This is a genomic window from Pseudomonas sp. LG1E9 (assembly GCF_003290225.1).
Classification (GTDB): Bacteria; Pseudomonadota; Gammaproteobacteria; order Pseudomonadales; family Pseudomonadaceae; genus Aquipseudomonas; species Aquipseudomonas cyclaminis.
Map to the genome: position 1 here is coordinate 402,926 of NZ_CP029983.1, position 23,727 is coordinate 426,652.

The following is a 23,727-nucleotide window of genomic DNA, read 5'->3' on the forward strand; positions in this document are numbered from 1 at the left end:
GCGACTGTTTAAGGTATACTCGCCCCACTCCCTGGCGTGCTTGCCAGTCGGCGATGTCCCGGAGCCGATTCGCACTACCCTGGAAGTTGCACGTTGGGCTGGTGTGCATGTCCGCTAGACGGAAAGCCTTAAAGCCTACTGCTTCTTCCACCTTGAACTTTCGGGTTCAAGGGCTTAGTCGACAGCGGTTCTGTCGGGGAGCCTGAATTCCCAAACTCAATGCCAGTCCCCGGACTGGCATTGTTTTATGAGCCGAAAACCCATGACCGAACCTGCGCCGCTTTCCCGTCCGCAACTTCGACGCATGTTGCGCAAAGCCCGCCGCGCCCTGACGCCGAGCGAGCAGCGCCAAGCCGCCCACGGCCTGTATCGGCAACTGGCACAGCACCCGCTGTTTCGCCGAGCCAAACATATTTCCTTATATCTACCGACGGACGGTGAAATCGATCCGCGCCTGCTGCTGCGTGCCGCTCAGCGCCGGGGCAAGGCCACTTACCTGCCGGTGCTCAGCGCCTGGCCGCGCACCAAGATGGTGTTCCAGCGCGTTAAGCCTGGGGAAAAGCTGCGGCCCAACCGTTTTCGGATCCTGGAGCCACGAGTCAACGCCAAGCGCCAGCGCAAGGTGTGGGCGCTGGACCTGGTGTTGCTGCCGTTGGTGGGGTTCGATGACGCCGGCGGTCGCCTGGGCATGGGCGGCGGTTTCTACGACCGCAGCCTGGCGTATCTGGCGCGCCGCCAAAACTGGCGCAAGCCGACGCTGCTGGGCCTGGCCCATGAATGTCAGAAGGTTGATCGATTGGCACAAGCCAGTTGGGATGTGCCATTGGCTGGCACCGTCACGGATAAGCAGTGGTATGTCGCAAAAACGCCGCTTGAAGCAGCGGCGTCTTGAAGAAGGGTTAACGCTTGAACGGTTGCGGCTGCTGTTGAGCCAGTTCAACGGGAGCATCGGTCTTGTTCGACCACAAGCTTTGGGCATACCCGGTGGTCACGACGCCCAGACCAAACAAAATCACCAAAATCCATAGTAAATCCGGTTTACGTTGCATCGATTGCCCCCCTTCAGGCACCTCGTACACGATGACAACAACGTTCCAAAGTAGTCCGTTGCAGCGGCGTCAAGCTTAAAGGCCGGCATTTTGCGGTAACGTGAACCAACACGCAAACCTTGGCGCCAACCGACTGTCGGTTTGTCATCAAATTGCCTGACAACTTGCCCACTGCCTTTTTCAGGAGCCCAAAAATGGCCTACTGGCTGATGAAATCCGAGCCCGACGAACTGTCCATCAAAGGCCTGGAAAAGCTCGGCGAAGCGCGCTGGGACGGCGTGCGCAATTACCAGGCGCGCAATTTCCTGCGCGCCATGGCCGTCGGCGATGAGTTTTTCTTCTACCACTCCAGTTGCCCCGAGCCAGGCATCGCCGGTATCGGCAAGATTGTCGAGGCGGCCTATCCGGACCCGACCGCGCTGGAGCCGGACAGCCACTATTTCGACGCCAAGGCCACCTCGGAGAAAAACCCGTGGACGGCGATCAACGTCGCGCACGTCCGGACTTTTCCAAAGGTGCTGGGCCTGGGCTACCTGAAACAGCAGACCGCCCTCGCCGAGTTGCCGCTGGTGCAAAAGGGCAGCCGGTTGTCGGTGATGCCAGTCACCGCTGAACAATGGGCCGCGGTACTGGCACTGCACTGAAACTTCGAAACAAGCGCAGACACACCTGTCCGAACGGCTAGTCGTCGCGGGGCCTTGGGTTTGGCAAAATCGTCGATCCCTTTTATCAAGGAGGAAGGCCCCGTGACTCGCGCCCCCTACCTGCCTGCTATTGACGGCCTGCGTGCCATCGCCGTGCTCAGCGTGATCATCTACCACATGGATTACATCGACCTGCTGCCGGGTGGTTTCACCGGCGTGGACATGTTTTTCGTGATTTCCGGGTACGTGATCAGCCAGTCGCTGTGGGACCGTCGCGAACTGGGCCTGGGCGCCTACCTGAAAGATTTTTACCGACGCCGCTTGCTGCGCATCCTGCCCGCGCTGCTGGTAATGCTCAGTGTGAGCGTGGTGCTGTCGGCGATGTTCATGCCACAGTTCTGGCTCAGCGAAATGATCAACAGCACGGGGCTGGCGGCTTTTTTTGGCTTGAGCAACTTCGTGCTGGCGTGGAGCACCGACACCTACTTTTCACCCGGCGCCGAACTCAACCCCTACCTGCACACCTGGTCATTGGGGGTAGAAGAACAGTTCTACGTAATCTTTCCCGTGCTGTTCTTTATATGGCTGCGCTGCCGGCAAGGCGTAGCAATCATTTGGGGGCTGCTGCCGCTGATGGCCGTTGCGTCGCTGATTATCGGCGCCTACCAGGTGAATACCGAGCCGCTGTCAGCGTTTTACCTGCTGCCAGGGCGCTTCTGGGAGCTTGCCGCCGGAGCAATCCTGTTCCAACTGATAGGCACGGCGCCTCGCATGAATCAATGGGCGCCGGCCATGCTCACGGTTGGCATGGGGCTGCTCATCAGTGGTTTTGTGTTCGCCAACCCGAATCAATTCCCCTTTCCCTGGGCGATAGTGACTGTGGCCGGTTCATTGTTCATGATCGCCGGCATCGTGTTACAGGCCGATCAACCAGCCGGCGCGCTGCAACGCCTGTTGCAAAGCGGGTTAGCGACTTACATCGGTCGACTGTCTTATTCGCTTTACCTGTGGCATTGGCCGCTCCTCGTGTTCCTGCGCTGGACCGTCGGGCTTGAGCTGTCAGCGGTTCAACTGCTTTACCCCGTACTGGTACTCGCGCTCGCGGCCGCCTCTTACCACTGTATCGAAGCACCGATCCGCAGCGGCCGCTGCGCGCTGCAACGCAAGGCCTGGCTCACGTTTACCGGCGGGGCGGCCGTCACCGGGCTGCTGTGGCTCGGCGCGCAATGGGTGTCGTTGAACCCGTCGACCCTGTCACTCAGCCAGACTCGCGATACCTACACCTGGTATGCCTACAAACATTACCCCCAGGAAGACTTTGAAACCGTCGACGACCCGCGCCTGAAGGGACGTACGTTGTTTGTTATCGGAGATTCCCATACGGCGGCATACCGCACCCTGTTGAAGCTGGTCTCGCTCAAGCTCGGCGTCACGGTGGTGGAATATGAAATGGGCGGTTGCGGTGTCGTCAGCCTTATCGGCCCCGACCCTGCGCACTGTTCAGCTTCGCGCGAAGCCCAACTCCAGCAGATCGAAGCACGCGCCAAGCCGGGAGACGTGGTGTTCCTGGCCTCGCTGCGCATGCCGGAACTCACCGGACGTGAGTGGCGCGAGGGTGAAACAAAACTGGTCGATGACGCATTGAGCGAACTGAGCGCCGAGAACATCGACGCCGCACGAGCGTCCGCCGACAAGGTGCTGAGCCGATTGCAGGCGGCACGGCTCACTGTGCTGATTGACGCCCCCAAACCGCTGTTCAAAGCCGCGCCCAATCGTTGCTCGGACTGGTTCAACCGCATGAACCCGGTGTGCGCGCCAGGCCTGACCATGCAGCGCGAGCAACTGGAACGCCTGCGTGCACCGCAAATGAAGCTCCTCAAGCAACTGACGGCGGCCTATCCGGGCCTGAGGGTGTGGGACCCACTGCCGCCGCTATGCCCAGGCTCCACCTGCTCAGCCTATGACGACGATGCCAAGCCGCTGTTTTTCGACTCCAACCACCTCAGCGGGCACGGCAACCGTGTCCTGGAACCCGCATTCACTGAAGCCCTGCTGAAGCTGTGGGAAGTGCCGCCTACTGAATGATCAGGTTGTTGAACAACAGGTCTTCGACCACCGGTTTGCCGGTCTCGTCGTTCATCACTTGCTGGGTTTGTTTCAGGGCCTCCTGGCGCAGTTTCTCCTTGCCCTCAACGGTGCTCATGGTCTCGTTGGTCTGCTGGGTAAACAGCGCCACCAACTGGTTACGAATCAACGCGTCGTTGGCTTTGACCGCTGCGGCGGCTTCGGTGCCGGTCACGCGCAGGGCGATATCAGCCTTGAACACCTTGAGCTTCGCCGTACCGTCCAGGCCGTAGTTACCCACGAACGGCGGGCTCAGGCTGATATAGCTGACCTTCGGCGCCTCGCCTTCTTTGGCTTCTTCGGCCTGGGCTGCCATGGGCAAGGTCAGGGCCAGCATCAACAGGATCCACGCTTTCACAGTTCATTCCTCAAATTCGGTGCCGAGTAGCATAACGCTAGTAAGGCTGAGCACAAGCTTATGGCGACTTATCAGGGCCGGGCATGCTCGTTGACCCACGGGCCTACCCTCCTACACTTATCGGCCACGACACCAAAAGGAATAGCCCGATGAAAGCTGTGCTGTGCAAAGCCTTCGGCCCCGCCGAAACCCTGGTGCTGGAAGAAATCGCCAGCCCGGCGATCAAGAAGAACGAAATCCTGTTGGAGGTGCATGCGGCGGGGGTGAATTTCCCGGACACCTTGATCATCGAGGGCAAGTACCAGTTCAAGCCGCCCTTTCCGTTTTCGCCGGGTGGCGAGGCGGCCGGCGTGGTCAGCGAAGTGGGTGAGAAAGTCAGCCATTTGAAAGTCGGCGACCGGGTCATGGCCCTCACCGGCTGGGGCAGCTTTGCCGAGCAGGTCGCGGTGCCGGGCTATAACGTGCTGCCGATCCCGCCAAGCATGGACTTCAACACCGCCGCCGCCTTCAGCATGACCTACGGCACCTCGATGCATGCGCTTAAACAACGCGCCAACCTGCAACCTGGCGAAACCTTGCTGGTGCTCGGCGCGTCCGGCGGTGTAGGCCTGGCCGCCGTGGAAATCGGCAAGGCCATAGGCGCCCGCGTAATCGCCGCCGCCAGCAGTGCCGACAAACTTGCCGTGGCCAAGGCCGCCGGCGCCGATGAGCTGATCAACTACAGCGAAACCAGCCTGAAAGATGAGATCAAGCGCCTCACCGATGGCAACGGCGCCGATGTGATCTACGACCCGGTGGGCGGCGACCTGTTTGACCAAGCCATCCGCGCGATCGCCTGGAACGGCCGCTTGCTGGTGGTGGGTTTTGCCAGCGGACGCATTCCAGAGCTGCCGGTGAACCTGGCGCTGCTCAAGGGCGCGGCGGTAGTCGGGGTGTTCTGGGGCTCTTTTGCCCAGCGCCAGCCGCAGGATAATGCGGCGAACTTCCAGCAATTGTTCACCTGGTATGGCGAGGGCAAGCTCAAGCCACTGGTGTCGCAGGTGTATCCGCTCGAACAGGCCGCCCAGGCGATCAATGACCTGGGACAGCGCAAGGCGGTAGGCAAGGTGGTCGTCCAGACCCGGTAATAACCCTTTGAAACGCGATCAATGTGGGAGGGGGCTTGCCCCCGATTGCAGTGGATCAGTTGACACATCTGTTGACTGAATCACCGCTATCGGGAGCAAACCCCCTCCCACATTTGGATCTCCACCCGCCTCAGAAACTGTTTGCGACCACCACTTATCTATTCGCGACATGTTCGTAAGAGAACATGCACTTGCGCTCATTTCCCGTGTTTGCCGCCAAGATGCAATGCTATTTTCGGTAACGAAACTGTAACATTCGCATCCGCAGTCAAAACAAGAAATTTGGAGCTCTTGAATGTTTGCTTTCTTTCGTCCTGCCGCGCACCAGGCACCCCTGCCTGAAGAAAAAATAGACAGTACCTACCGACGACTGCGCTGGCAGATCTTCGCCGGTATTTTCTTTGGTTACGCCGGTTATTACCTGCTGCGTAAAAACTTCTCCCTGGCCATGCCTTATCTGATCGACGAGGGTTACACCCGCGGTCAACTGGGCCTGGCAATGTCGGCCATTGCGATTGCCTACGGCCTGTCCAAGTTCCTCATGGGCCTGGTGTCCGACCGTTCCAACCCTCGCTACTTCCTGCCTTTCGGTCTACTGGTGTCGGCAGGCGTGATGTTCATTTTCGGTTTCGCGCCCTGGGCAACGTCCAGCGTGACCATGATGTTCATTCTGCTGTTCATCAACGGCTGGGCCCAGGGCATGGGCTGGCCGCCAAGTGGGCGGACCATGGTGCACTGGTGGTCGCAGAAAGAACGCGGCGGCGTGGTTTCGGTGTGGAACGTGGCGCACAACGTCGGCGGCGGCCTGATCGGCCCGTTGTTCCTGCTGGGCATGGCCTTGTTCAACGACTGGCACGCTGCCTTCTACGTGCCGGCCACTGTGGCCTTGGCGGTAGCAGCCTTTGCCTTCATCACCATGCGCGATACCCCGCAATCGGTCGGCCTGCCGCCCATCGAGAAGTACAAGAACGACTACCCGGAAGGCTACGACGCCAGCCATGAAGAAGAATTCAGCGCCAAGGAAATCTTCGTCAAATACGTGCTGCGCAACAAAATGCTGTGGTACATCGCCTTCGCCAACGTGTTCGTTTACCTGCTGCGCTACGGCGTGCTGGACTGGGCGCCAACCTACCTGAAGGAAGCCAAGCACTTCGACGTAGATAAAACGTCCTGGGCGTACTTCTTCTACGAGTGGGCAGGCATTCCAGGCACACTGTTGTGCGGCTGGATGTCGGACAAGATCTTCCGTGGCAACCGTGGCCTGACGGGCGTGGTGTTCATGGCACTGGTGACCGTGGCAACCCTGGTTTACTGGCTCAATCCGCCGGGCAACCCGATGATCGACATGATTGCGCTGTTCTCCATCGGCTTCCTGATCTATGGCCCGGTGATGCTGATCGGCCTGCAGGCGCTGGAACTGGCCCCGAAGAAAGCCGCCGGTACGGCTGCGGGCTTCACCGGTCTGTTCGGTTACCTGGGTGGTTCGGTGGCCGCGAGTGCGGCGATGGGCTACACCGTGGACCACTTCGGCTGGGACGGTGGTTTCGTACTGCTGATCGGCGCGTGCCTGCTGGCGATCGCATTCCTGATCCCAACGCTGTGGCACACCAATAGCGTCAGCTCGGCGCGTTAATCGCCTGAGCAACCCTTTGCACACCGCTTGAGCCGCGCCTCCAGATTCTTATCTGGCATGGCGTGGCTACGCAGGGCGTTCACGGTCTGCTCGACATAATCGCGCGTAGTGCCGTAACGCCCGCAAGCGCTCTGCAACACGTGATTAAGGATGACGTCGGGTAAATTGCCTGCGTAACTGGGCAAATGCCGTTCCAATACAAACCCCAATGCCTGCACCTGACTGCCATCTTCCAGACGGCAGCTGAGCCAGTGTGGCCGGTACGACGGGTATGGCATCTCGCGCTGCCACAAGGCGTAAAGCGAGGCCTCCAGCTGATCCTCCGGCAAGCGGTAGGCGAACCCGCTGCACGAGCCACCGCGATCCAGCCCGAACACCAACCCCGGCGTTTCCGGCGTACCCCGATGCTCGTGGGACCACAGATACAGGCCCCGGTGATAACCGTGGACCCGTGCCCGCAGCCGTTCGGCGGACGAGCATTCAGGACGCCAGATCAGCGAACCGTACGCAAATAACCAGACCGGCCCACCCTTGTGCCGGCCCATGGTGGCCTGCATCGAGCTCATCAACTGTTCGTGAGTGAGTTGCGGCCCCAGATCGAGCCGCGGAGGGTAAGCCAATTGCTGAAGATCGGTTTCAATGGCGGTCATGGCGAAAAGCGGTACGCCTCCTGTGTGTTACCAGTTGTAAGCAACTTTACCGTAATAAAACGCGCCGCTGTAACCGTACGGCGAAAAAGTGCTATAGGCCAAATTGCCACCGCTGCTGGCGAAGGCGTTGACCTTCTCCGGGTATTTATCGGTGACGTTGTCGCCGCCCAGGGTGAAGGTCCAGTTCTTCAACTTGTAGTCGGCCGACAAATCCAGCACCCAGGCTGCCTTGAAGGTCTGGTCGTTGACCTTGTCCGCCTGGTAGCTGGTGAATTCACCATAGCGCACCAGATTGCTGTGCAGTGCCCAATTACCGAACGTGAAGTCGTTACCCAGACTCAGCTTGTGCTGGGGCGTGGTATCGCCGAGCAAACCGATGCGCTCGCGGCGGTCCACACGTACCAGGTTCGCACCAAGGCTGTCGAGGATGGCCGGGTTGGGTTTCACATCGGTCACTTTGGTGTGGTTGTAGTTGTAGCCTACGGTGCTGTTCCAACGCACGCCGCTGTCGAACAGGTAGCGATAGTTGGCCACCAGGTCCACGCCATCGGTGCTGGTGTCGGTGGCGTTGGTGAAGTAGCGGGCGGTGGTGTAGTCGATGTTGCCCACGCCGTTGGCCTGCAGATAGGCCCGCGTCGCCGCGTTTATGCCAAGGTTGGAGGACAGGCTGATACGGTCACGGATGTCGATGCGGTACACATCCACGGTCACCGTCAGGTCATCGGCCGGCTCAAGCACCAGGCCCAGGCTGTAGTTGCGCGACTTCTCGGCCTTGAGGTCCTCGGCGCCGAGCAAGCGCGCCACCTGGCTGTTGGCCGGGAAGGTGCCGGCTTCCTGGATGGTGCTGCCGATCAACTGCGACGAGGTGTAGGCAAAGTTCTGCTGCGCCAGGGAGGGCGCGCGGAAACCGTTGGAAACACTGCCGCGCAAGGCCACTTGCGGGGTGAAGTCATAGCGGGCTGACAGCGAGCCGCTGACATTGGAGCCGAAATCACTGTAATCCTCATGACGCACGGCGGCCGAGGCGCTGAGTTTTTCGGTGAAATTGGTTTCCAGGTCCAGGTACTGGGCCCAATTGTGACGCGAGCTGGTGCCGGCATCGGCATCCCGGAAACCGCCCAGCCCGGAGCTGCCGGTCTGGAAGTAGGATGCCGGCTCGCCGGCTTCGATTTCATAGCCCTGGTGCAGGTATTCGCCACCAAACGCCACGGACACCGGGTACGGCAGCCAACCCACATCAAACTCACGGGACAGGTCCAGGCTGACTTGTTTCTGGTCGTTGCTCAGGGTGCCGTTGTCGAACTTGCGCGGCGTGGCCAGGCCCAGGGAGGTGTTGATGGTTTCGGTGCTGAGTGCGTACTGGTTCTTGCCGTAGTTGGCCGACAAGTCGTAATGCCAGTCGTAGGCCAGCAAGCCGCGCAAGCCCACCACCAGCGAGGTGTCTTCGAGGTTGCCCTTGATCAACGGCAGGTAACCGTTGGGGTTGAGCGCAGGGATATTGTTGGCCGCATTGCTCGCCCGGTAGAACGCCGCTGTCTCGCCGCGCCGCTTGCTGTAGCCGCCGAAGGTGTAGAACTCGGCCGAGTCGTTGAAGGAATATTCGGAGTTGAACTGGAACTTGCCTTCATTGGTAGCCGGCTCGCCCTGACGGAAAACACGCTGGCCGTAGGTGGTAGAACCGACACTGCCCGCACGGTAGTCATCGCCGGCGCGGTTGGTGTAATCGTTGTCGGCGCCTTCGGCAGAGAGGTTTATAAAGCCGTTGTCGCCCAATGCCAGGCCGGTGTTGCCGCTGACATTACGCTGGATACCGTCGCCCTTCTTGTATTCGCCGAACTTGGTGGAGATCGAGCCGCCGTGGTCGGCGTGCTTGAGGATCACGTTGATCACCCCGGCAATCGCATCCGAGCCGTAGCGCGCCGAGGTACCGTCGCGCAGCACTTCGATATGGTCCACCGCCGACAGCGGGATCGCATTCAGGTCCGCCGGCGCCGAGCCACGCCCCACCGCACCGCCCAGATTGACGAAGGCACTGGTGTGGCGGCGCTTGCCGTTGACCAGCACCAGCACCTGATCGGGTGACAGGCCACGCAATTGCGCAGGTCGCACCAGCTCGGCGCCATCCACCAGGCTTGGGCGCGGGAAATTGATGGATGGAATCAGGCGCGCCAGCACCGCGCCCAGCTCATCGGAGCCGGTGCTGCGCAGGCTTTCGCCGGAGATCACATCAATGGGTGACAGCGACGCACTGGCCGTGCGCTCCTGAGCACGGGTGCCGGTGACGATTACCGTGTCGAGTCTGGGTGCATCGGTGGCGGACGTTTCGGCCGCAAAGACTGGATTGAAACCCACAGCGGTCAGCAAATTGGCCGACAAAATCGCCATGTACAGCGCGTGTTTGTTGTAGCTCCCCATACCGCTCCCCTTGGAATCAAGACCCGGCGCTTCAATGCGCTGAGTGCGTACGATCGATCCGGCTGGCGGGCGGTGGCGGTCAGTTGTTGGTTATTGGCAGAAAATCGGTAGTCCGTTGCGTTATAGCTTAAAGATATTCATGTAACAAATTAAATACCTTTAAAGAATAAGCGAATGCATAAGCCCGGCACCCTTTCATCAGGATTATGTGCAGCAATCCCGCTAGTTTCAGCCCCGGTTCAGCCTGGGCTCGCGTCAAACCGTCAAAATAGTGCGCACATCACGACCCACTTAGCCGCCCATCAAACCGACTACCGAGGTCGCACCCATGAAAAGATTCCGACTGCCTGGCCTGTTATTGCTGGCCCAGGCCACCACCGCGCTGGCCAGCGAAGCGCCCGTTACCGAAGACGACAAAGGCTTCTGGTACGCGCAGACCAGCGTCTATACCCGCCACTTCGCGCCGGATAAGGACCACAACAACAACCAGGACCTGATTGGCCTGGAGCGCAATGAGGCATCAGGGTGGGTGTATGGCGGGGCGACCTTTCGCAACTCGTTCAGCCAGCGCTCGTACTACGCTTACGCGGGCAAGCGCTATGACATGAACGACTATCCGGTGTACCTGAAGGTTACGGGCGGGGCGATCCAGGGCTATCGCGGCAAGTACCGCGACAAGATCCCCTTGAACCGTTTCGGCGTGGCGCCGGTGATCATTCCGTCAGTAGGCACCTATTACGGGCCTGTGGCGGCGGAGTTGGTGTTGCTGGGGTTCAATGCGGCGATGGTGACGACCGGCGTGCGCTTTTAAGGGCGCGGCGCGTAGGCGAATACGTCGGCGCGCATCTGGTGCGCATCCATGCCAGCGTCGACCAGCGCATCCAAGGTGCCGTAGATCATCGCCGGTGAACCGCTGGCGTAGACGTGTACAGCCTTGAGGTCGACGATGTCCTCGCACACGGCTTCATGGAGCAAACCGCAGCGCCCTTCCCAGCCGCACAAATCGCTGACGACTTTGTGCAGGAACAGGTTAGGCAATTGCAGCCACTGGTCCCAGTGCTCGATATCGTAAAAGTCTTCCGGGCGACGCACGCCCCAGTACAGGTGCACCGGGTGCTTGAAGCCGGAGGCGCGGCAATGTTCGATCAGGCTGTGCATCTGCGCCATGCCGGTGCCGGCGGCGATCAACACCAGCGGACCGTCCGGTAACTCGGCCAGGTGAGTGTCACCAAACGGCAGTTCTACGCGGGCCATCTGGTTACGTTGCAGTTGTTCCAGCAGGCTGCGCGCACTGTCCTCGCGGGCCAGCACATGCAGTTCCAGCTCGCGTCCGGCGTGAGGCGCCGATGCCAGGGAAAAGGCTGATTTCTCGCCATTTTCCCGTTCGATCATCAGGTACTGCCCGGCGTGGTAACGCACCGTCTTGCCGGCCGGAGCCCGCAGGCGCACGCGCCACACATCACCACCGACCTCTACGCATTCACTCAATTGACACGACAACTTGCGCAACGGCAACTCTCCCGGCGCCAGCACGCCATCCCACAACACAATGCAATCTTCCAGCGGTTCGGCGATGCAGGTGTAGAACTCACCGTGATCGCGTACCTCACCGGCTTGCTGCACCCGACCTTCCACCAGCAGCGCGGCACACACATGGCACACGCCGTTGCGACAGGCCTGGGGGCATTCGTAGCCCAGGCGGCGCGCGCCTTCGAGGATTCGCTCGCCGGGGACCAGCTCCAGCACAGCGCCGGAAGGTTGCAGGGTTACACGCATCAATCTATTCCCAATTCTTTCCACATCGCATCGACGCGCGCGGTCACGGCTTCATCCTTGACGATCACCCGACCCCATTCGCGGGTGGTTTCACCCGGCCATTTGTGGGTGGCATCCAGGCCCATCTTGGAGCCAAGGCCAGATACCGGCGACGCGAAGTCGAGGTAGTCGATCGGCGTGTTGTCGATCATCACCGTATCGCGCTTGGGGTCCATGCGCGTGGTGATGGCCCAGATCACGTCGTTCCAGTCGCGGGCGTTGATGTCGTCGTCGGTGACAATAACGAACTTGGTGTACATGAACTGTCGCAAAAACGACCACACACCCAGCATGACGCGCTTGGCATGGCCCGGATACGACTTCTTCATGGTCACGATGGCCATGCGATACGAACAGCCTTCCGGCGGCAGGTAGAAGTCGGTGATTTCCGGGAATTGCTTTTGCAGGATCGGCACGAACACTTCGTTGAGTGCCACGCCGAGAATCGCCGGCTCATCCGGTGGACGGCCGGTGTAGGTGCTGTGGTAGATCGGCTTGATCCGGTGGGTGATGCGCTCGACGGTGAACACCGGGAAGCTGTCGACTTCGTTGTAGTAGCCGGTGTGGTCGCCGTAAGGGCCTTCGTCGGCCATCTCGCCAGGGTGGATCACGCCTTCGAGGATGATTTCAGCAGTGGCCGGTACTTGCAGGTCGTTGCCACGGCACTTCACCAGCTCGGTGCGGTTGCCGCGCAGCAGACCGGCGAAGGCGTATTCGGACAGGCTGTCCGGCACCGGGGTCACGGCGCCGAGGATGGTGGCCGGGTCGGCGCCCAGGGCCACGGAGACCGGGAACGGCTGGCCAGGGTGTTTTTCGCACCACTCACGGAAGTCCAGCGCGCCGCCACGGTGGCTCAGCCAACGCATGATCACCTTGTTGCGGCCGATCACTTGCTGACGGTAGATGCCGAGGTTCTGACGGTCCTTGTTCGGGCCTTTGGTGACAGTCAGGCCCCAGGTGATCAGCGGGCCGACGTCGCCAGGCCAGCAGGTTTGCACCGGGAGCATGGCCAGGTCGACGTCATCGCCCTCAATGACCACTTCCTGGCACACGGCGTCCTTGACCACCTTGGGCGCCATGGCAATGATCTTGCGGAAGATCGGCAACTTCGACCAGGCGTCCTTCAAGCCCTTGGGCGGCTCGGGCTCCTTGAGGAAGGCCAGCAGCTTGCCGATCTCGCGCAGTTCGCTGACCGACTCGGCGCCCATGCCGAACGCCACGCGGTCGGGCGTGCCGAACAGGTTGCCGAGCACCGGAATATCAAAGCCGGTCGGGTTTTCGAACAGCAGCGCCGGGCCCTTGTTACGCAGGGTGCGGTCGCAAATCTCAGTCATTTCCAGCACCGGGGACACCGGCACCTGGATGCGTTTCAACTCTCCGCGCTGCTCAAGTTGCTGCACGAAATCCCGAAGATCCTTGAATTTCATTAACCATGCCACCCGTAAAATAGGCGTACATCCTACCTGCTCTGAGGCTGGCTGGCAGCCTATCGCGGTGCTTTTGGGTGCCAACGGTGCTTAAAAAGCAGGCGAAAAAAAATGGCGCCCCTGAGGGCACCATTCTTTCGGACCTGAAACGTCGTATTACTTACGCTTCATCGACAGGAAGAACTCGTCGTTGGTCTTGGTGGTTTTCAGCTTGTCGATCAGGAACTCGATGGCTGCAACTTCATCCATCGGGTGCAGCAGCTTGCGCAGGATCCACATGCGCTGCAGTTCGTCGTCGGCTGTCAGCAACTCTTCGCGGCGGGTGCCGGAACGGTTGATGTTGATCGCCGGGAACACGCGCTTTTCTGCGATGCGACGGTCCAAAGGCAGTTCCATGTTGCCGGTACCCTTGAACTCTTCGTAAATCACTTCGTCCATCTTCGAACCGGTTTCAACCAGTGCGGTGGCGATGATGGTCAGCGAGCCGCCTTCTTCGATGTTCCGCGCAGCGCCGAAGAAACGCTTCGGTTTCTCCAGGGCGTGGGCATCGACACCACCGGTCAGTACCTTGCCGGAGCTCGGGATCACGGTGTTGTAGGCACGGGCCAGACGGGTGATGGAATCGAGCAGGATCACCACGTCCTTCTTGTGTTCGACCAGGCGCTTGGCCTTCTCGATCACCATTTCGGCAACCTGCACGTGGCGGGTTGGCGGCTCATCGAACGTCGAGGCAACCACTTCGCCGCGCACGGTGCGCTGCATTTCGGTTACTTCTTCCGGACGTTCATCGATCAGCAATACGATCAGGTGAACCTCAGGGTTGTTACGGGCGATGTTCGCTGCAATGTTCTGCAGCATGATCGTTTTACCGGCTTTCGGCGGTGCGACGATCAGGCCACGCTGGCCTTTGCCGATCGGGGCGCACAGGTCGATTACACGACCGGTCAAGTCTTCGGTGGAACCGTTACCGGCTTCCATCTTCATGCGCACGGTCGGGAACAGCGGGGTCAGGTTCTCGAAGAGAATCTTGTTTTTCGCGTTCTCTGGACGATCGAAGTTGATCGTATCGACCTTGAGCAGGGCGAAGTAACGCTCGCCTTCCTTCGGAGGGCGGATCTTGCCAACGATGGTGTCACCGGTGCGCAAGTTGAAGCGACGGATCTGGCTCGGCGAGACGTAGATATCGTCTGGGCCGGCGAGATAGGAGGCGTCTGCAGAGCGGAGGAAGCCGAAGCCGTCCTGGAGAATCTCCAGCACGCCATCACCGGAGATTTCCTCGCCGCTTTTCGCGTGCTTCTTGAGCAGGGAGAAAATCACGTCCTGCTTGCGCGAACGGGCCATATTTTCTATGCCCATTTCTTCGGCCAGTTGGAGCAGGTCGGTAATCGGCTTTTGCTTGAGTTCAGTCAGATTCATATAGGAATGACGTAATCATTTATGGAGGGGGGGGAAATTAAGCTTTTGGCTTAATGAGGCCGCGCCGCAGAGAAGGCGACAGGATCGCGTACTAATCGAAAAGGAATGCGTCGGCGACGGCTTGCAGGGGGCAGTGGAGAAACCAGTGCGGGGCCGAATGTACCACCTGAATTTCGGAGCGTCTAGCCCTGTTTAACGAAAAAGCCCCGCGATTTGCGGGGCCTTTTTGACGACGCTTAGATGTTGGCGTCGAGGAAAGCTTGCAGCTGGGACTTCGACAGCGCACCCACTTTAGTGGCTTCGACGTTGCCGTTCTTGAACAGCATCAGCGTAGGAATACCGCGCACGCCGTGCTTGGCCGGGGTTTCCTGGTTATCGTCGATGTTCAGCTTGGCAATGGTCAGCTTGCCTTCGTAAGTGGTTGCAATGTCGTCCAGGACCGGAGCGATCATTTTGCAAGGGCCACACCATTCAGCCCAGTAGTCAACCAGCACCGGGCCGTCAGCCTTGAGTACTTCGGCCTCAAAGGTCGCGTCGGTGACGTGCTTGATAAGATCGTTGCTCATGGATGTCTCCGGATTGTAAGCAAAAAAAACGTTGCCCATCATAGCCGCCCTTCCCCCGTTCAGGAAGCCGCCTCTGATTGAGTCTTGCTATGGCGGTGCATGAGTTTGGGTATGGCCCGACTCACGGCGTGACAGGCGTCACGAAGGCAATGCCCGTACGCAACGCCGCGTTCCGTACGTGCTCCTGCATGGTTTTCTGTGCCGCCGCACTGGCGCGGCGGGCCAGTGCGCGCAGTATCTTGCGATGTTCCTGCCAGGTTTCCATGGCCCGCTCTGGCCGGATGAACGGTAGTTTCTGGCTCTCCAGGAACACCTCGGCGCTGGCACTCAGGATACTCACCATTGCCTGGTTGCCGCTGGCCAGCAGGATGCGCTGGTGGAATTCGAAGTCCAATCGCGCCGCCGCTTCGAAGTCGCCGGCCTTGAGCACCTTGCGCATCGCCTCGACGTTATCCTCAAGACTGTCCAATTCATCAATGGTCAGCGTCACCGCCGCCAGCCCCGCCGCAAAGCCCTCCAGGGCATAGCGCAACTGGAAGATGTCCAGCGGCGTGGCCTGGGCCGCGAACGGCCAGGCAAATCCCGGCGCCTCCTCAGCCGCCTGCACGAATACACCTTTGCCCGGCTGCACGCTGACCAAGCCCAAAGCACTCAAGGACGACAATGCCTCGCGCAACGACGCCCGACTCACGCCCAACTGCACCGCCAGGTCGCGCTGGGACGGCAATGCGTCGCCCGGCACAAAACCCTGTTCCTTGATCAGTTTGCGGATGGCCTGCAGGGCCGCTTCCGGTACGGCTTGGGCGATGGAATTCATAAAAAACTCAAGGTTCCAGACAACTGAGTGGCTAGTTGTAAAGCTAATCGCGGCCGGCGGCAAGCCACGCCCCAAAGGGGCTCGCGGGGTTTTATCGGCGCTCGAAAAGAGTGCGAAAAGCTCACTCACTGTTCAGACCAGTAAGACCACAGCACCTCAACAAATCCCAGCCCCGCACGCCATTCCCTGCGTGCTGGCATGGGCTATGCACTGAGCAAATTCAGAAAATTCCTTCGCCCTTCTCGGAGAGTTGCCATGACCAAGCGCTACAGCGCCCTGCTCACTGCCCTGTTTGCCAGCCTGATGCTCATCCAGGCACCCGCCCAGGCCAACGGTCTGGACGATATTGTCGCCCGTGGCACCCTCAAGGTCGCAGTGCCCCAGGACTTCCCGCCATTCGGCTCTGTCGGCCCGGACATGAAGCCACGCGGCCTGGATATCGACACCGCCAAGCTGCTGGCCGACCAACTCAAGGTCAAACTGGAGCTGACCCCGGTCAACAGCACCAACCGCATCCCGTTCCTCACCACCGGCAAGGTCGACCTGGTGATCTCAAGCCTGGGCAAGAACCCTGAGCGGGAAAAGGTCATCGACTTCTCCAAGGCTTACGCGCCGTTCTACCTGGCGGTGTTCGGCCCACCGGATGCCGCCATCAGCAGCCTCGACGACCTCAAGGGCAAGACCATCAGCGTGACCCGTGGCGCCATCGAAGACATCGAGCTGACCGCCGTAGCGCCCAAGGAAGCCACCATCAAGCGCTTCGAAGACAACAACTCGACCATCGCCGCCTACCTGGCCGGCCAAGTTGACCTGATCGCCAGCGGCAACGTGGTGATGGTCGCGATCAGCGAACGCAACCCAAAACGCGTGCCGGCGCTGAAGGTAAAACTCAAGGACTCGCCGGTGTACGTCGGCGTGAACAAAAACGAGCCGGCGCTGCTGGAGAAGGTCAACCAGATCCTGGTCGCGGGCAAGGCTGACGGCAGCCTGCAAAAGAACGCGATGCAGTGGCTCAAAGAGCCGCTGCCTGCTGATCTCTGATACGACGGAGCTGACTTCATGGCGTATCAATTTGACTTTGTACCCGTGCTGGCCAATACCGACCTGCTGCTGCGCGGCGCGCTGTTCACCCTTGAGCTGACGGCCATCGGCGCGATCCTCGGCGTGGCCCTGGGTACCGTCGGCGCGGTGGTGCGGGCATGGAAGATCCAGCCGTTTGCCTGGTTCTTCGGCGTCTATGTCGAGTTGATCCGCAACACGCCGTTCCTGGTGCAACTGTTCTTCATCTTCTTCGGCCTGCCGTCCCTGGGGCTGAAGATTACCGAGTGGCAGGCGGCCGTATTGGCGATGGTAATCAACCTGGGGGCCTACTCCACGGAGATTATCCGCGCCGGCATCCAGGCCATTCCCCGTGGGCAACTGGAAGCTGCAGCAGCGTTGGCGATGACGCGCTTCGAGGCGTTCCGCCACGTGGTGCTGCTACCGGCGCTGGGCAAGGTGTGGCCGGCCCTGAGCAGCCAGATCATCATCGTGATGCTCGGCTCAGCGGTGTGCTCGCAAATCGCCACCGAAGAGCTGAGCTTCGCCGCCAACTTTATCCAATCGCGCAATTTCCGCGCATTTGAAACCTATGCACTGACCACCCTGGTGTACCTGTGCATGGCGCTGATGATTCGCCAGTTGCTCAACTGGATCGGCCGCCGCTTTGTGATGAGGAACAGTCGATGAGTGATTTTTCCTTCTGGGACATCGTGCGCAATCTGCTGACCGGCTTGCAGTGGACACTGTTGCTGTCGCTGGTGGCGTTTATCGGCGGCGGCCTGATCGGCTTGCTGGTGATGACCATGCGCATCAGCAACAAGGCGTTCGCGTGCAATGTTGCGCGCACCTACATCGAACTGTTCCAGGGCACGCCGCTGCTGATGCAACTGTTCCTGGTGTTCTTCGGCATCGCCTTGCTGGGGATTGATATTTCGCCCTGGCTGGCGGCAGCGATTGCCCTCACTTTATTTACCAGCGCCTACCTCGCCGAAATCTGGCGCGGCTGCGTCGACTCCATCGCCCACGGGCAGTGGGAAGCCTCGGCCAGCCTGGCGCTTAATCCGCTGGAGCAACTGCGCTATGTGATCCTGCCCCAGGCGCTGCGCATTGCCGTCGCGCCAACGGTGGGGTTCTCGGTGCAGGTGGTCAAAGGCACCGCAGTCACCTCGATCATCGGCTTCACCGAATTGACCAAGACCGGCGGCATGCTCGCCAACGCTACCTTCGAGCCCTTCATGGTCTACGGCCTGGTGGCCCTCGGTTACTTCCTGCTCTGCTACCCCTTGTCCCTCAGTGCGCGCTACCTGGAAAGGAGACTGCATGCCTCTGCTTAGAATTTCCGCCCTGCATAAGTATTACGGCGATCACCACGTCCTCAAAGGCATCGACCTGACCGTTGAAGAAGGCCAGGTGGTGGCGATCATCGGCCGCAGTGGCTCGGGCAAGTCCACCTTGCTGCGCACCCTCAACGGCCTGGAATCGATCAACGACGGCGTGATCGAAGTCGACGGCGAATACCTCGACGCCGCCCGCGCCGACCTGCGCAGCCTGCGGCAGAAAGTCGGCATGGTATTCCAGCAGTTCAACCTGTTCCCGCACCTTACGGTGGGCGAAAACGTGATGCTCGCCCCACAAGTGGTGCAGAAAGTGCCCAAGGCCAAGGCCGCGCAACTGGCAAGACAAATGCTTGAGCGCGTGGGACTGGGCGAGAAGTTCGACGCCTTTCCTGATCGCCTGTCCGGCGGCCAGCAACAGCGCGTCGCCATTGCCCGCGCCCTGGCCATGTCACCCAAAGTGCTGCTGTGCGACGAGATCACCTCGGCCCTGGACCCGGAGCTGGTCAATGAGGTACTCAGCGTCGTCCGTCAGTTGGCCAAGGACGGCATGACCTTGATCATGGTGACCCACGAGATGCGTTTCGCCCGAGAGGTTGGCGACAAGCTGGTGTTCATGCACCAGGGCAAGGTGCATGAAGTTGGCGACCCCAGAATACTGTTCGCCAACCCGCAAACCCCAGAGCTCGCCAACTTCATCGGTTCAGTGGAGCAGCCGGGCTGACCAGTTCGAAATGACCCTGCCCTTCCAGCAAGGTCTGGCTGCGCACCTGCAAAACGTCGGAGGGCAGCTCGGTGTCGATGTCGACCTGGGCGGTCAGTCGCTTTCCGGCCACCGGTGCCACAAGGACCCGGCCCGGCAATAACTGCCCGTTGACAGCTTCACCGGGCAGATGTGCCACCCCCCACGTGACGGGCTGCCCATCCACCTGGGCATGCTTGAGGGTCAGACGAAAGCGCCCCTCACGACCAAAGCGAAAACCTTGCCCATCGGCCGCCCCGACAAACCGCAATGCCATTGCCGAAGGCTCTGCACAGAGTACGCTCAGGTGCACCGTGCGCGTTCCCAGCGGGAAGGATGCGCTTGGGGCCAGTGTCTCCTTGCGAATAACGCCATAGTCGATACGGGGCTGACTGACGGACACCCGGCAATTTTCAGCCCGTACACCCTGGACCATCAACAATGTGCACATCAGTGCAAAGCCCATACCTTTGCGATTAGCGGCCATGGCACACCGCCGATGCTGTCTCGTAGAACGTGTCATTGTCACGCGGGGTCTCGGTGGCCAGATTCAGCAGGCAGGTAGAAGAGTCCGGCAATGAAACCCGCAGGCTTTGCTCGTTATTGGCGTCGTTCAGGAAAATCATGCCCTCGCCCACCACGCTGGTCAGGAAGCGATTGTTATTGTCAAACACCGAAGCGCCCTGAGGCAGCGGCCGACCCTGTTGATCAACGGCGGAGAGCAACATGCGGCGCACTGTCACCACATCAAACGCCACGCTGTTGACCGACCCTCGGCCCGCGGCGAGCACCTGGGTGCCGTTCTTCAGGTCAACACGCTTGGGCAGGGACTGGGTTTGCACTTCGATGCGACTATTGGTGTAGGCCGGCAAGCCGGGGATCACGGCTTGCCCACTGAAGTCGGTCCATACCGGTCCGTGCGGGGTGTCGATTTTCGCGGCGCTGAGCTTGCCCACCGATGCGATGCCAAACGTGTCCTGCACGGCATACGGCGAGAACGTCAACCCACCTTCGTGAGCCACCATGCCGCCTTGCAACTGCCCGGTATAGCTTGTACCCAGCGGGTCCCGATTGACCCCCAGGCCGACGCGGGTGTATCGCGGCATCAAGTCCACCTGACCCCGAACCGATTGCTCCCTGGCACTGAGGTCACGTTCGATACCCACGTCGTAATTCACATACTCATTGACCCGTTCACTGAGCGCGACGCCTGCACGGGCCTGCTTTCCACGATGACTGGTATAGCTGTTCAGGCGACGATCACTGCCCAAGGGCATGCTGACCTGCAAACGCACGGACAGGTCATCGTCCTGGGCGGTGTCGCGCCGCCGGCCTCCACTCGCAGCATCACGGCGTACCTGGCTACCGCCCACTTGCGAGTCGGCGATCAACGCGACATCGGCGTGGCGAAACGACTTGTTCCATGAAGCGAACACATGGTCTGTAGCGTGCCCGTCAAGCTGCGCGCTGCGGGTGTAGCCCAGGGAAAATGCCCCCAGCGTGTTATCGACCCAGCTCAGGCCTGCCGTGTACTGATGACTGAAGCGCGACCCCAGTTCGTCGGCGTTACTCGGGCGACCCGCTTCCAGCACCTCGCGATACCCACGGGTCTGGGTGGTTGCGCTGAGACTGAGGTCGAGATTGCCGTACACCGGGCTGCTCACCGACACACTGCTGCGAGACCCGGATACCGCGTTGCGACTGTCCCGGGACACGTTATGACGTGCGCCCACGGAAACCCGCTGGAAAAACACGCTGCTGAGGGTGCCGCCTGCCGACCAGTATTCGTCGGTATTCAACAGGCCAACGCCGGCCGAGGAGTCGCGGCCCAGGCCCCACGTGCCGCTGGCCATGGCGACTACCGGCGACGGCGCCTGCTCTTGCTCGTTTTCACGCACCTTGCCAAGGGAGAAGTAAAAGCCCGGTGCCGCTGGCGCAGCCCCTGCGAAAGAGGCGGCAGGCACCACGAAACTGCGCCTGGCGCCCCGTACATCGATGACGCTGACCTCCAGGTCGCTGGTGCCATTGAGCAAGGGCAGGCCCGTCAGCCTGAAAGGGCCTTCAGGCACCAGCGTGCTGTGAATCAGCACGCCTGCCTGGCGTACTTCAATGCGTGACTGGCTTTGGGCCAACCCTTCTACCACGGCATTGTTGCTGCCCGCCGGCGCCCGCGACTGGCCATCGGGGGAAAACTGCACACCGGACAATTGAATCCCACTGAACAACGGGTTGTTACTGGCGAGTTGGCCTACCTGGAAAGTCGACTGCAACGCAGCGAGGTCTCGCTGGGCATAGGCATACAGGTGCTCGGTACGGGCCACACCATTGTCAGATACATAGAATTGACGACTGCGAACAATCCAGTCACCCACGTTGAAGCCCGCCTCGGTATGGGCCGAGACGAACCGGCTGGGCCCACTGCGCGAATGGCTGTCGAAACCCTGCACGTCATAGTTGAACAACGCCGCCGTACCGCCTCGGGCAAATTGTTTGGCCTCCCATTGCGGCGCACGCAGTGATCCGGTCGGTACCACCAGCGCCACCTCGTCGCTGCCGGGGCGCAGTCGCACCATCGTCGTCGGGAAAGCGCCGAGGAAGTCATGGCAGGCCTGGTCCGCATCAGTCCCCTTGCCAAGCATGCCGCTGGGCGTTACCAACCCGGCTTTCTCCAGCAGCCCAGGGGTAAAACACAGCTGCCCGTGTGAATCGAACCGTGCATCCACCAAGCCCAGGGGGTTCCCGTTAACCCGCAGCCCCACCACCTGAACACCCTCGCGAAAACGCGCCGCACTACGGAAGTAGTCAGACACTTTCGGATCAATGCCATGGGTGGTGAGCGCCGCCAGATCGAACCCCTCGCCCAATTCCAGCGCGGGAGCAAGGCCAGGCAAACTCCATAACGTCGCAAATCCCATAAGCAGCGTGGGTCGGCGGGGCCACAACGACGTCATACGCTTGTTACTCGACAGGTTTGTCATGGAACGATCAATCCCCATTGGCATTGATCGGGGCGCGGTAGTTGTCCGCCGCAAACCCGTAGACCGTGGCCGGCTGGATATTGACGGCAGTCACACCCGCCAACGGCCCATCAACGCTCAACGCCAGCGCTTCCCCCGGCAATAGATAGGTGCGCGGCAGCGTTGCAACGATTTGATGAGGCAGCAACTGCACCTCCGGCGCCAGGCGCACCACGTAAGCGCTGTCGTTATGCACCGTTAGGCGCTCCCCCACCTGCTTCCACTTCAGCAGCTCCCAAGGGGTGTGATGCAGAGGTAAACCTCGTGGGTGCAGGATCAGCGGCAAGTTCTGTCGCAGGGTGATGCCGATGGTCGTACCGCCAGGGGCTTTAGCCTGGGGAATGCCCTCGAAGGAAACGCGTTTCAACCGCTGGGTCTTCAAGGGCTCTTTCAACGTGCTGATGAAACGCACCAACTGGGTTTCACCTGCCTCTACGCGCGTAATGGGCGGCGTCACAATCAGCAGCGGCTCCACGTCCTCGGGCACGTTCTCGACGACAGAATGAAGCAGCGCCGGTGCCGCATCGGTATTCTTGATGTTTATGGTGGCTTCGCCCTGCTCTTCATAGAGCACAACCAGGGTAGTTTCCGGCAACATGCCGTCCGCCATTGCAAAACTTGCGAAATACAAACACACACTTGCACACAGCAACCGCACATTACTTATTGCTGAAAAACTAAGCACTCAGTACTCCCCGCAACATTTAAGTTGACGATTGACGCCCACATAAAAACAGCCGACAAGAAACATAGGGTTTCAGGCCGGCTGTAGTTCAGTCGCTTAGATGTAATTCAACTCAAGCGTTGCACGCCCATCAAGGGTAATGTCACGGCTCAGGTCCAGATCCTGACCTTTGTTGATCACCGCCCTCACAGCAATAGTTCCGGTCAACTGAGTGATCATGGCGGGAACCGCAGTTGTACTGCTGCGCCACGAATGTTGACTAGGCGACTGGGCAACTTTGCCGTCGCTGTTCTGCCACGCGCCGGTGCTCACACGCACGATGGGACTGAGCACTGTGGACGACGACCGGAGGTCCTTGAGGGTAACCGCAAAGCCGCCGGTCCTGCGGCCAGAGGCGCTCCCCAAGCCGTAGTTATGAGCCTCGGTATAACCTGCCCCCAGTGCATTGAGGATGCCTGGCACTTTGCTGCCAGCCTGCAGGTCGACAAACTTCAGCCCGAACTGAGCAGCCGTGGTGCCACAGTTGATACTCAGGGGAGTGGTCATTTCCGCGAGCGGGTTGAACGCCGTCGGAAGCAGTTTGCCCGAGGGGATGGTGCCGTAGTTGATAATGCCGCCACCGGTCATGCTGAGGTTGCAGGCGGCAGGTTTGATCGTACCCCTGACGATCAGTTCTGCACTGGTGGATGCCTGAGCGTTAAAGGCCGCAGCCAGATAAGCAATACCAAGAGTCAATCCAACAATTTTCTTCATATTCGACCTGTCACTGAAAGTTTTCAGGCGTATTTATTTTTGCCTTGAATTCAAACCATAAATAAATAACACCACGGCAAAATTGCCGAGTGACAGTCTGTCTCTTTGGCACTT

At 60.2% G+C, this 23,727-nt stretch carries 23 protein-coding genes and 1 other RNA gene; 11 read left to right on the plus strand and 13 right to left on the minus strand.

Going from position 1 to position 23,727, the window contains the following annotated elements:
* The first annotated feature begins 25 nt into the window (after nucleotides 1-25).
* A non-coding RNA gene (gene ssrS, locus DNK50_RS02110) (6S RNA) lies at nucleotides 26-204 on the plus strand.
* 58 nt (nucleotides 205-262) lie between these two features.
* Nucleotides 263-892 carry a 5-formyltetrahydrofolate cyclo-ligase gene (locus tag DNK50_RS02115; protein ID WP_112192716.1) on the plus strand — a complete coding sequence of 210 codons (630 nt, stop codon included), beginning with the start codon at nucleotides 263-265 and terminating at the stop codon, nucleotides 890-892.
* Nucleotides 893-899: 7 nt separating this feature from the next.
* Here DNK50_RS02115 and DNK50_RS28900 read toward each other — a convergent pair whose 3' ends face one another.
* Entirely contained in the window at nucleotides 900-1,049 is a 150-nt protein-coding gene (locus DNK50_RS28900) for a hypothetical protein (RefSeq protein WP_010207387.1), read from the minus strand.
* 194 nt (nucleotides 1,050-1,243) lie between these two features.
* Here DNK50_RS28900 and DNK50_RS02120 point away from each other — a divergent pair, with 194 nt between their 5' ends.
* The gene (locus DNK50_RS02120) at nucleotides 1,244-1,693 is read left to right on the plus strand and encodes an EVE domain-containing protein (protein ID WP_112192717.1); all 450 of its coding nucleotides are present in this window, start codon (nucleotides 1,244-1,246) and stop codon (nucleotides 1,691-1,693) included.
* A 102-nt stretch (nucleotides 1,694-1,795) separates the two neighbouring features.
* Nucleotides 1,796-3,778, plus strand: a complete 1,983-nt coding sequence (locus DNK50_RS02125; RefSeq protein WP_112192718.1) for an acyltransferase family protein — start codon at nucleotides 1,796-1,798, stop codon at nucleotides 3,776-3,778.
* Here DNK50_RS02125 and DNK50_RS02130 read toward each other — a convergent pair.
* Nucleotides 3,768-4,175, minus strand: a complete 408-nt coding sequence (locus DNK50_RS02130; RefSeq protein ID WP_099585937.1) for a flagellar basal body-associated protein FliL — start codon at nucleotides 4,173-4,175, stop codon at nucleotides 3,768-3,770. The two genes, DNK50_RS02125 and DNK50_RS02130, sit on opposite strands and share 11 nt — an antisense overlap.
* A gap of 149 nt (nucleotides 4,176-4,324) precedes the next feature.
* Here DNK50_RS02130 and DNK50_RS02135 point away from each other — a divergent pair, with 149 nt between their 5' ends.
* Both DNK50_RS02135 and glpT read left to right on the plus strand, forming a co-directional pair.
* On the plus strand, nucleotides 4,325-5,302 hold the full coding sequence (locus DNK50_RS02135) for an NADPH:quinone oxidoreductase family protein (RefSeq protein ID WP_112192719.1): 978 nt from the start codon (nucleotides 4,325-4,327) through the stop codon (nucleotides 5,300-5,302).
* Between the two features lie 295 nt (nucleotides 5,303-5,597).
* Nucleotides 5,598-6,935, plus strand: a complete 1,338-nt coding sequence (gene glpT, locus DNK50_RS02140) for a glycerol-3-phosphate transporter (RefSeq protein ID WP_112192720.1) — start codon at nucleotides 5,598-5,600, stop codon at nucleotides 6,933-6,935.
* On the opposite strand, the gene DNK50_RS02145 is transcribed toward glpT, so the two are convergent.
* Both DNK50_RS02145 and DNK50_RS02150 read right to left on the minus strand, forming a co-directional pair.
* Entirely contained in the window at nucleotides 6,932-7,585 is a 654-nt protein-coding gene (locus tag DNK50_RS02145; RefSeq protein ID WP_099585940.1) for a gamma-glutamylcyclotransferase, read from the minus strand. The genes glpT and DNK50_RS02145 overlap by 4 nt on opposite strands.
* Nucleotides 7,586-7,612: 27 nt before the next feature.
* Nucleotides 7,613-10,000, minus strand: coding sequence for a TonB-dependent siderophore receptor (locus DNK50_RS02150; RefSeq protein ID WP_112192721.1), 2,388 nt, complete (start codon nucleotides 9,998-10,000; stop codon nucleotides 7,613-7,615).
* A gap of 328 nt (nucleotides 10,001-10,328) precedes the next feature.
* Here DNK50_RS02150 and DNK50_RS02155 point away from each other — a divergent pair, with 328 nt between their 5' ends.
* Entirely contained in the window at nucleotides 10,329-10,811 is a 483-nt protein-coding gene (locus tag DNK50_RS02155; RefSeq protein WP_099585942.1) for a sn-glycerol-3-phosphate transporter, read from the plus strand.
* On the opposite strand, the gene DNK50_RS02160 is transcribed toward DNK50_RS02155, so the two are convergent.
* From DNK50_RS02160 to DNK50_RS02180, 5 genes are all read right to left on the minus strand, one after another.
* On the minus strand, nucleotides 10,808-11,776 hold the full coding sequence (locus tag DNK50_RS02160; protein WP_112192722.1) for a CDP-6-deoxy-delta-3,4-glucoseen reductase: 969 nt from the start codon (nucleotides 11,774-11,776) through the stop codon (nucleotides 10,808-10,810). The two genes, DNK50_RS02155 and DNK50_RS02160, sit on opposite strands and share 4 nt — an antisense overlap.
* Nucleotides 11,776-13,242, minus strand: coding sequence for a 4-hydroxy-3-polyprenylbenzoate decarboxylase (ubiD, locus tag DNK50_RS02165; protein ID WP_038444369.1), 1,467 nt, complete (start codon nucleotides 13,240-13,242; stop codon nucleotides 11,776-11,778). Before ubiD ends, DNK50_RS02160 begins: the two co-directional genes overlap by 1 nt.
* A gap of 156 nt (nucleotides 13,243-13,398) precedes the next feature.
* Nucleotides 13,399-14,658 carry a transcription termination factor Rho gene (gene rho / locus DNK50_RS02170; protein WP_003176825.1) on the minus strand — a complete coding sequence of 420 codons (1,260 nt, stop codon included), beginning with the start codon at nucleotides 14,656-14,658 and terminating at the stop codon, nucleotides 13,399-13,401.
* Between the two features lie 236 nt (nucleotides 14,659-14,894).
* Nucleotides 14,895-15,224, minus strand: a complete 330-nt coding sequence (gene trxA / locus DNK50_RS02175; RefSeq protein WP_099585944.1) for a thioredoxin TrxA — start codon at nucleotides 15,222-15,224, stop codon at nucleotides 14,895-14,897.
* A gap of 121 nt (nucleotides 15,225-15,345) precedes the next feature.
* Nucleotides 15,346-16,041 carry a FadR/GntR family transcriptional regulator gene (locus DNK50_RS02180; RefSeq protein WP_099585945.1) on the minus strand — a complete coding sequence of 232 codons (696 nt, stop codon included), beginning with the start codon at nucleotides 16,039-16,041 and terminating at the stop codon, nucleotides 15,346-15,348.
* A 255-nt stretch (nucleotides 16,042-16,296) separates the two neighbouring features.
* On the opposite strand from DNK50_RS02180, the gene DNK50_RS02185 reads away from it, so the two are divergent.
* Genes DNK50_RS02185 through DNK50_RS02200 form a run of 4 tightly spaced genes read left to right on the plus strand, consistent with a single transcriptional unit; the run spans nucleotide 16,297 to nucleotide 19,140 of the window.
* The gene (locus DNK50_RS02185) at nucleotides 16,297-17,082 is read left to right on the plus strand and encodes a transporter substrate-binding domain-containing protein (protein WP_099585946.1); all 786 of its coding nucleotides are present in this window, start codon (nucleotides 16,297-16,299) and stop codon (nucleotides 17,080-17,082) included.
* An 18-nt stretch (nucleotides 17,083-17,100) separates the two neighbouring features.
* A complete protein-coding gene (locus tag DNK50_RS02190) occupies nucleotides 17,101-17,769 on the plus strand; it encodes an amino acid ABC transporter permease (protein WP_017736949.1) in 669 nt (222 codons plus the stop codon).
* Entirely contained in the window at nucleotides 17,766-18,416 is a 651-nt protein-coding gene (locus DNK50_RS02195) for an amino acid ABC transporter permease (RefSeq protein WP_112192723.1), read from the plus strand. Before DNK50_RS02190 ends, DNK50_RS02195 begins: the two co-directional genes overlap by 4 nt.
* Complete coding sequence (locus DNK50_RS02200) at nucleotides 18,403-19,140, plus strand: amino acid ABC transporter ATP-binding protein (RefSeq protein WP_099585948.1); 738 nt, start codon at nucleotides 18,403-18,405, stop codon at nucleotides 19,138-19,140. Before DNK50_RS02195 ends, DNK50_RS02200 begins: the two co-directional genes overlap by 14 nt.
* Here DNK50_RS02200 and DNK50_RS02205 read toward each other — a convergent pair.
* The 4 genes from DNK50_RS02205 to DNK50_RS02220 form a co-directional block, all read right to left on the minus strand.
* Nucleotides 19,112-19,645, minus strand: a complete 534-nt coding sequence (locus tag DNK50_RS02205; protein ID WP_112192724.1) for a hypothetical protein — start codon at nucleotides 19,643-19,645, stop codon at nucleotides 19,112-19,114. The two genes, DNK50_RS02200 and DNK50_RS02205, sit on opposite strands and share 29 nt — an antisense overlap.
* The gene (locus DNK50_RS02210) at nucleotides 19,635-22,136 is read right to left on the minus strand and encodes a fimbria/pilus outer membrane usher protein (RefSeq protein ID WP_112192725.1); all 2,502 of its coding nucleotides are present in this window, start codon (nucleotides 22,134-22,136) and stop codon (nucleotides 19,635-19,637) included. The genes DNK50_RS02205 and DNK50_RS02210 overlap by 11 nt, the downstream gene beginning before the upstream one ends.
* Before the next feature lie 7 nt (nucleotides 22,137-22,143).
* Nucleotides 22,144-22,785: a fimbria/pilus chaperone family protein gene (locus DNK50_RS02215; RefSeq protein ID WP_256595458.1), complete on the minus strand. Its 642-nt coding sequence runs from the start codon at nucleotides 22,783-22,785 to the stop codon at nucleotides 22,144-22,146.
* A 171-nt stretch (nucleotides 22,786-22,956) separates the two neighbouring features.
* Nucleotides 22,957-23,613, minus strand: a complete 657-nt coding sequence (locus tag DNK50_RS02220; RefSeq protein ID WP_099585952.1) for a DUF1120 domain-containing protein — start codon at nucleotides 23,611-23,613, stop codon at nucleotides 22,957-22,959.
* Nucleotides 23,614-23,727 lie beyond the last annotated feature (114 nt).

Bases quoted from the DNA above. Each gene is read 5' to 3' on its own strand.
- DNK50_RS02115 (WP_112192716.1), top strand. From the start codon at position 263: ATGACCGAACCTGCGCCGCTTTCCCGTCCGCAACTTCGACGCATGTTG.
- DNK50_RS28900 (WP_010207387.1), bottom strand. From the start codon at position 1,049: ATGCAACGTAAACCGGATTTACTATGGATTTTGGTGATTTTGTTTGGT.
- DNK50_RS02120 (WP_112192717.1), top strand. From the start codon at position 1,244: ATGGCCTACTGGCTGATGAAATCCGAGCCCGACGAACTGTCCATCAAA.
- DNK50_RS02135 (WP_112192719.1), top strand. From the start codon at position 4,325: ATGAAAGCTGTGCTGTGCAAAGCCTTCGGCCCCGCCGAAACCCTGGTG.
- glpT (WP_112192720.1), top strand. From the start codon at position 5,598: ATGTTTGCTTTCTTTCGTCCTGCCGCGCACCAGGCACCCCTGCCTGAA.
- DNK50_RS02145 (WP_099585940.1), bottom strand. From the start codon at position 7,585: ATGACCGCCATTGAAACCGATCTTCAGCAATTGGCTTACCCTCCGCGG.
- DNK50_RS02150 (WP_112192721.1), bottom strand. From the start codon at position 10,000: ATGGGGAGCTACAACAAACACGCGCTGTACATGGCGATTTTGTCGGCC.
- DNK50_RS02155 (WP_099585942.1), top strand. From the start codon at position 10,329: ATGAAAAGATTCCGACTGCCTGGCCTGTTATTGCTGGCCCAGGCCACC.
- DNK50_RS02160 (WP_112192722.1), bottom strand. From the start codon at position 11,776: ATGCGTGTAACCCTGCAACCTTCCGGCGCTGTGCTGGAGCTGGTCCCC.
- ubiD (WP_038444369.1), bottom strand. From the start codon at position 13,242: ATGAAATTCAAGGATCTTCGGGATTTCGTGCAGCAACTTGAGCAGCGC.
- rho (WP_003176825.1), bottom strand. From the start codon at position 14,658: ATGAATCTGACTGAACTCAAGCAAAAGCCGATTACCGACCTGCTCCAA.
- trxA (WP_099585944.1), bottom strand. From the start codon at position 15,224: ATGAGCAACGATCTTATCAAGCACGTCACCGACGCGACCTTTGAGGCC.
- DNK50_RS02180 (WP_099585945.1), bottom strand. From the start codon at position 16,041: ATGAATTCCATCGCCCAAGCCGTACCGGAAGCGGCCCTGCAGGCCATC.
- DNK50_RS02185 (WP_099585946.1), top strand. From the start codon at position 16,297: ATGACCAAGCGCTACAGCGCCCTGCTCACTGCCCTGTTTGCCAGCCTG.
- DNK50_RS02190 (WP_017736949.1), top strand. From the start codon at position 17,101: ATGGCGTATCAATTTGACTTTGTACCCGTGCTGGCCAATACCGACCTG.
- DNK50_RS02195 (WP_112192723.1), top strand. From the start codon at position 17,766: ATGAGTGATTTTTCCTTCTGGGACATCGTGCGCAATCTGCTGACCGGC.
- DNK50_RS02200 (WP_099585948.1), top strand. From the start codon at position 18,403: ATGCCTCTGCTTAGAATTTCCGCCCTGCATAAGTATTACGGCGATCAC.
- DNK50_RS02205 (WP_112192724.1), bottom strand. From the start codon at position 19,645: ATGGCCGCTAATCGCAAAGGTATGGGCTTTGCACTGATGTGCACATTG.
- DNK50_RS02210 (WP_112192725.1), bottom strand. From the start codon at position 22,136: ATGACAAACCTGTCGAGTAACAAGCGTATGACGTCGTTGTGGCCCCGC.
- DNK50_RS02215 (WP_256595458.1), bottom strand. From the start codon at position 22,785: ATGGCGGACGGCATGTTGCCGGAAACTACCCTGGTTGTGCTCTATGAA.
- DNK50_RS02220 (WP_099585952.1), bottom strand. From the start codon at position 23,613: ATGAAGAAAATTGTTGGATTGACTCTTGGTATTGCTTATCTGGCTGCG.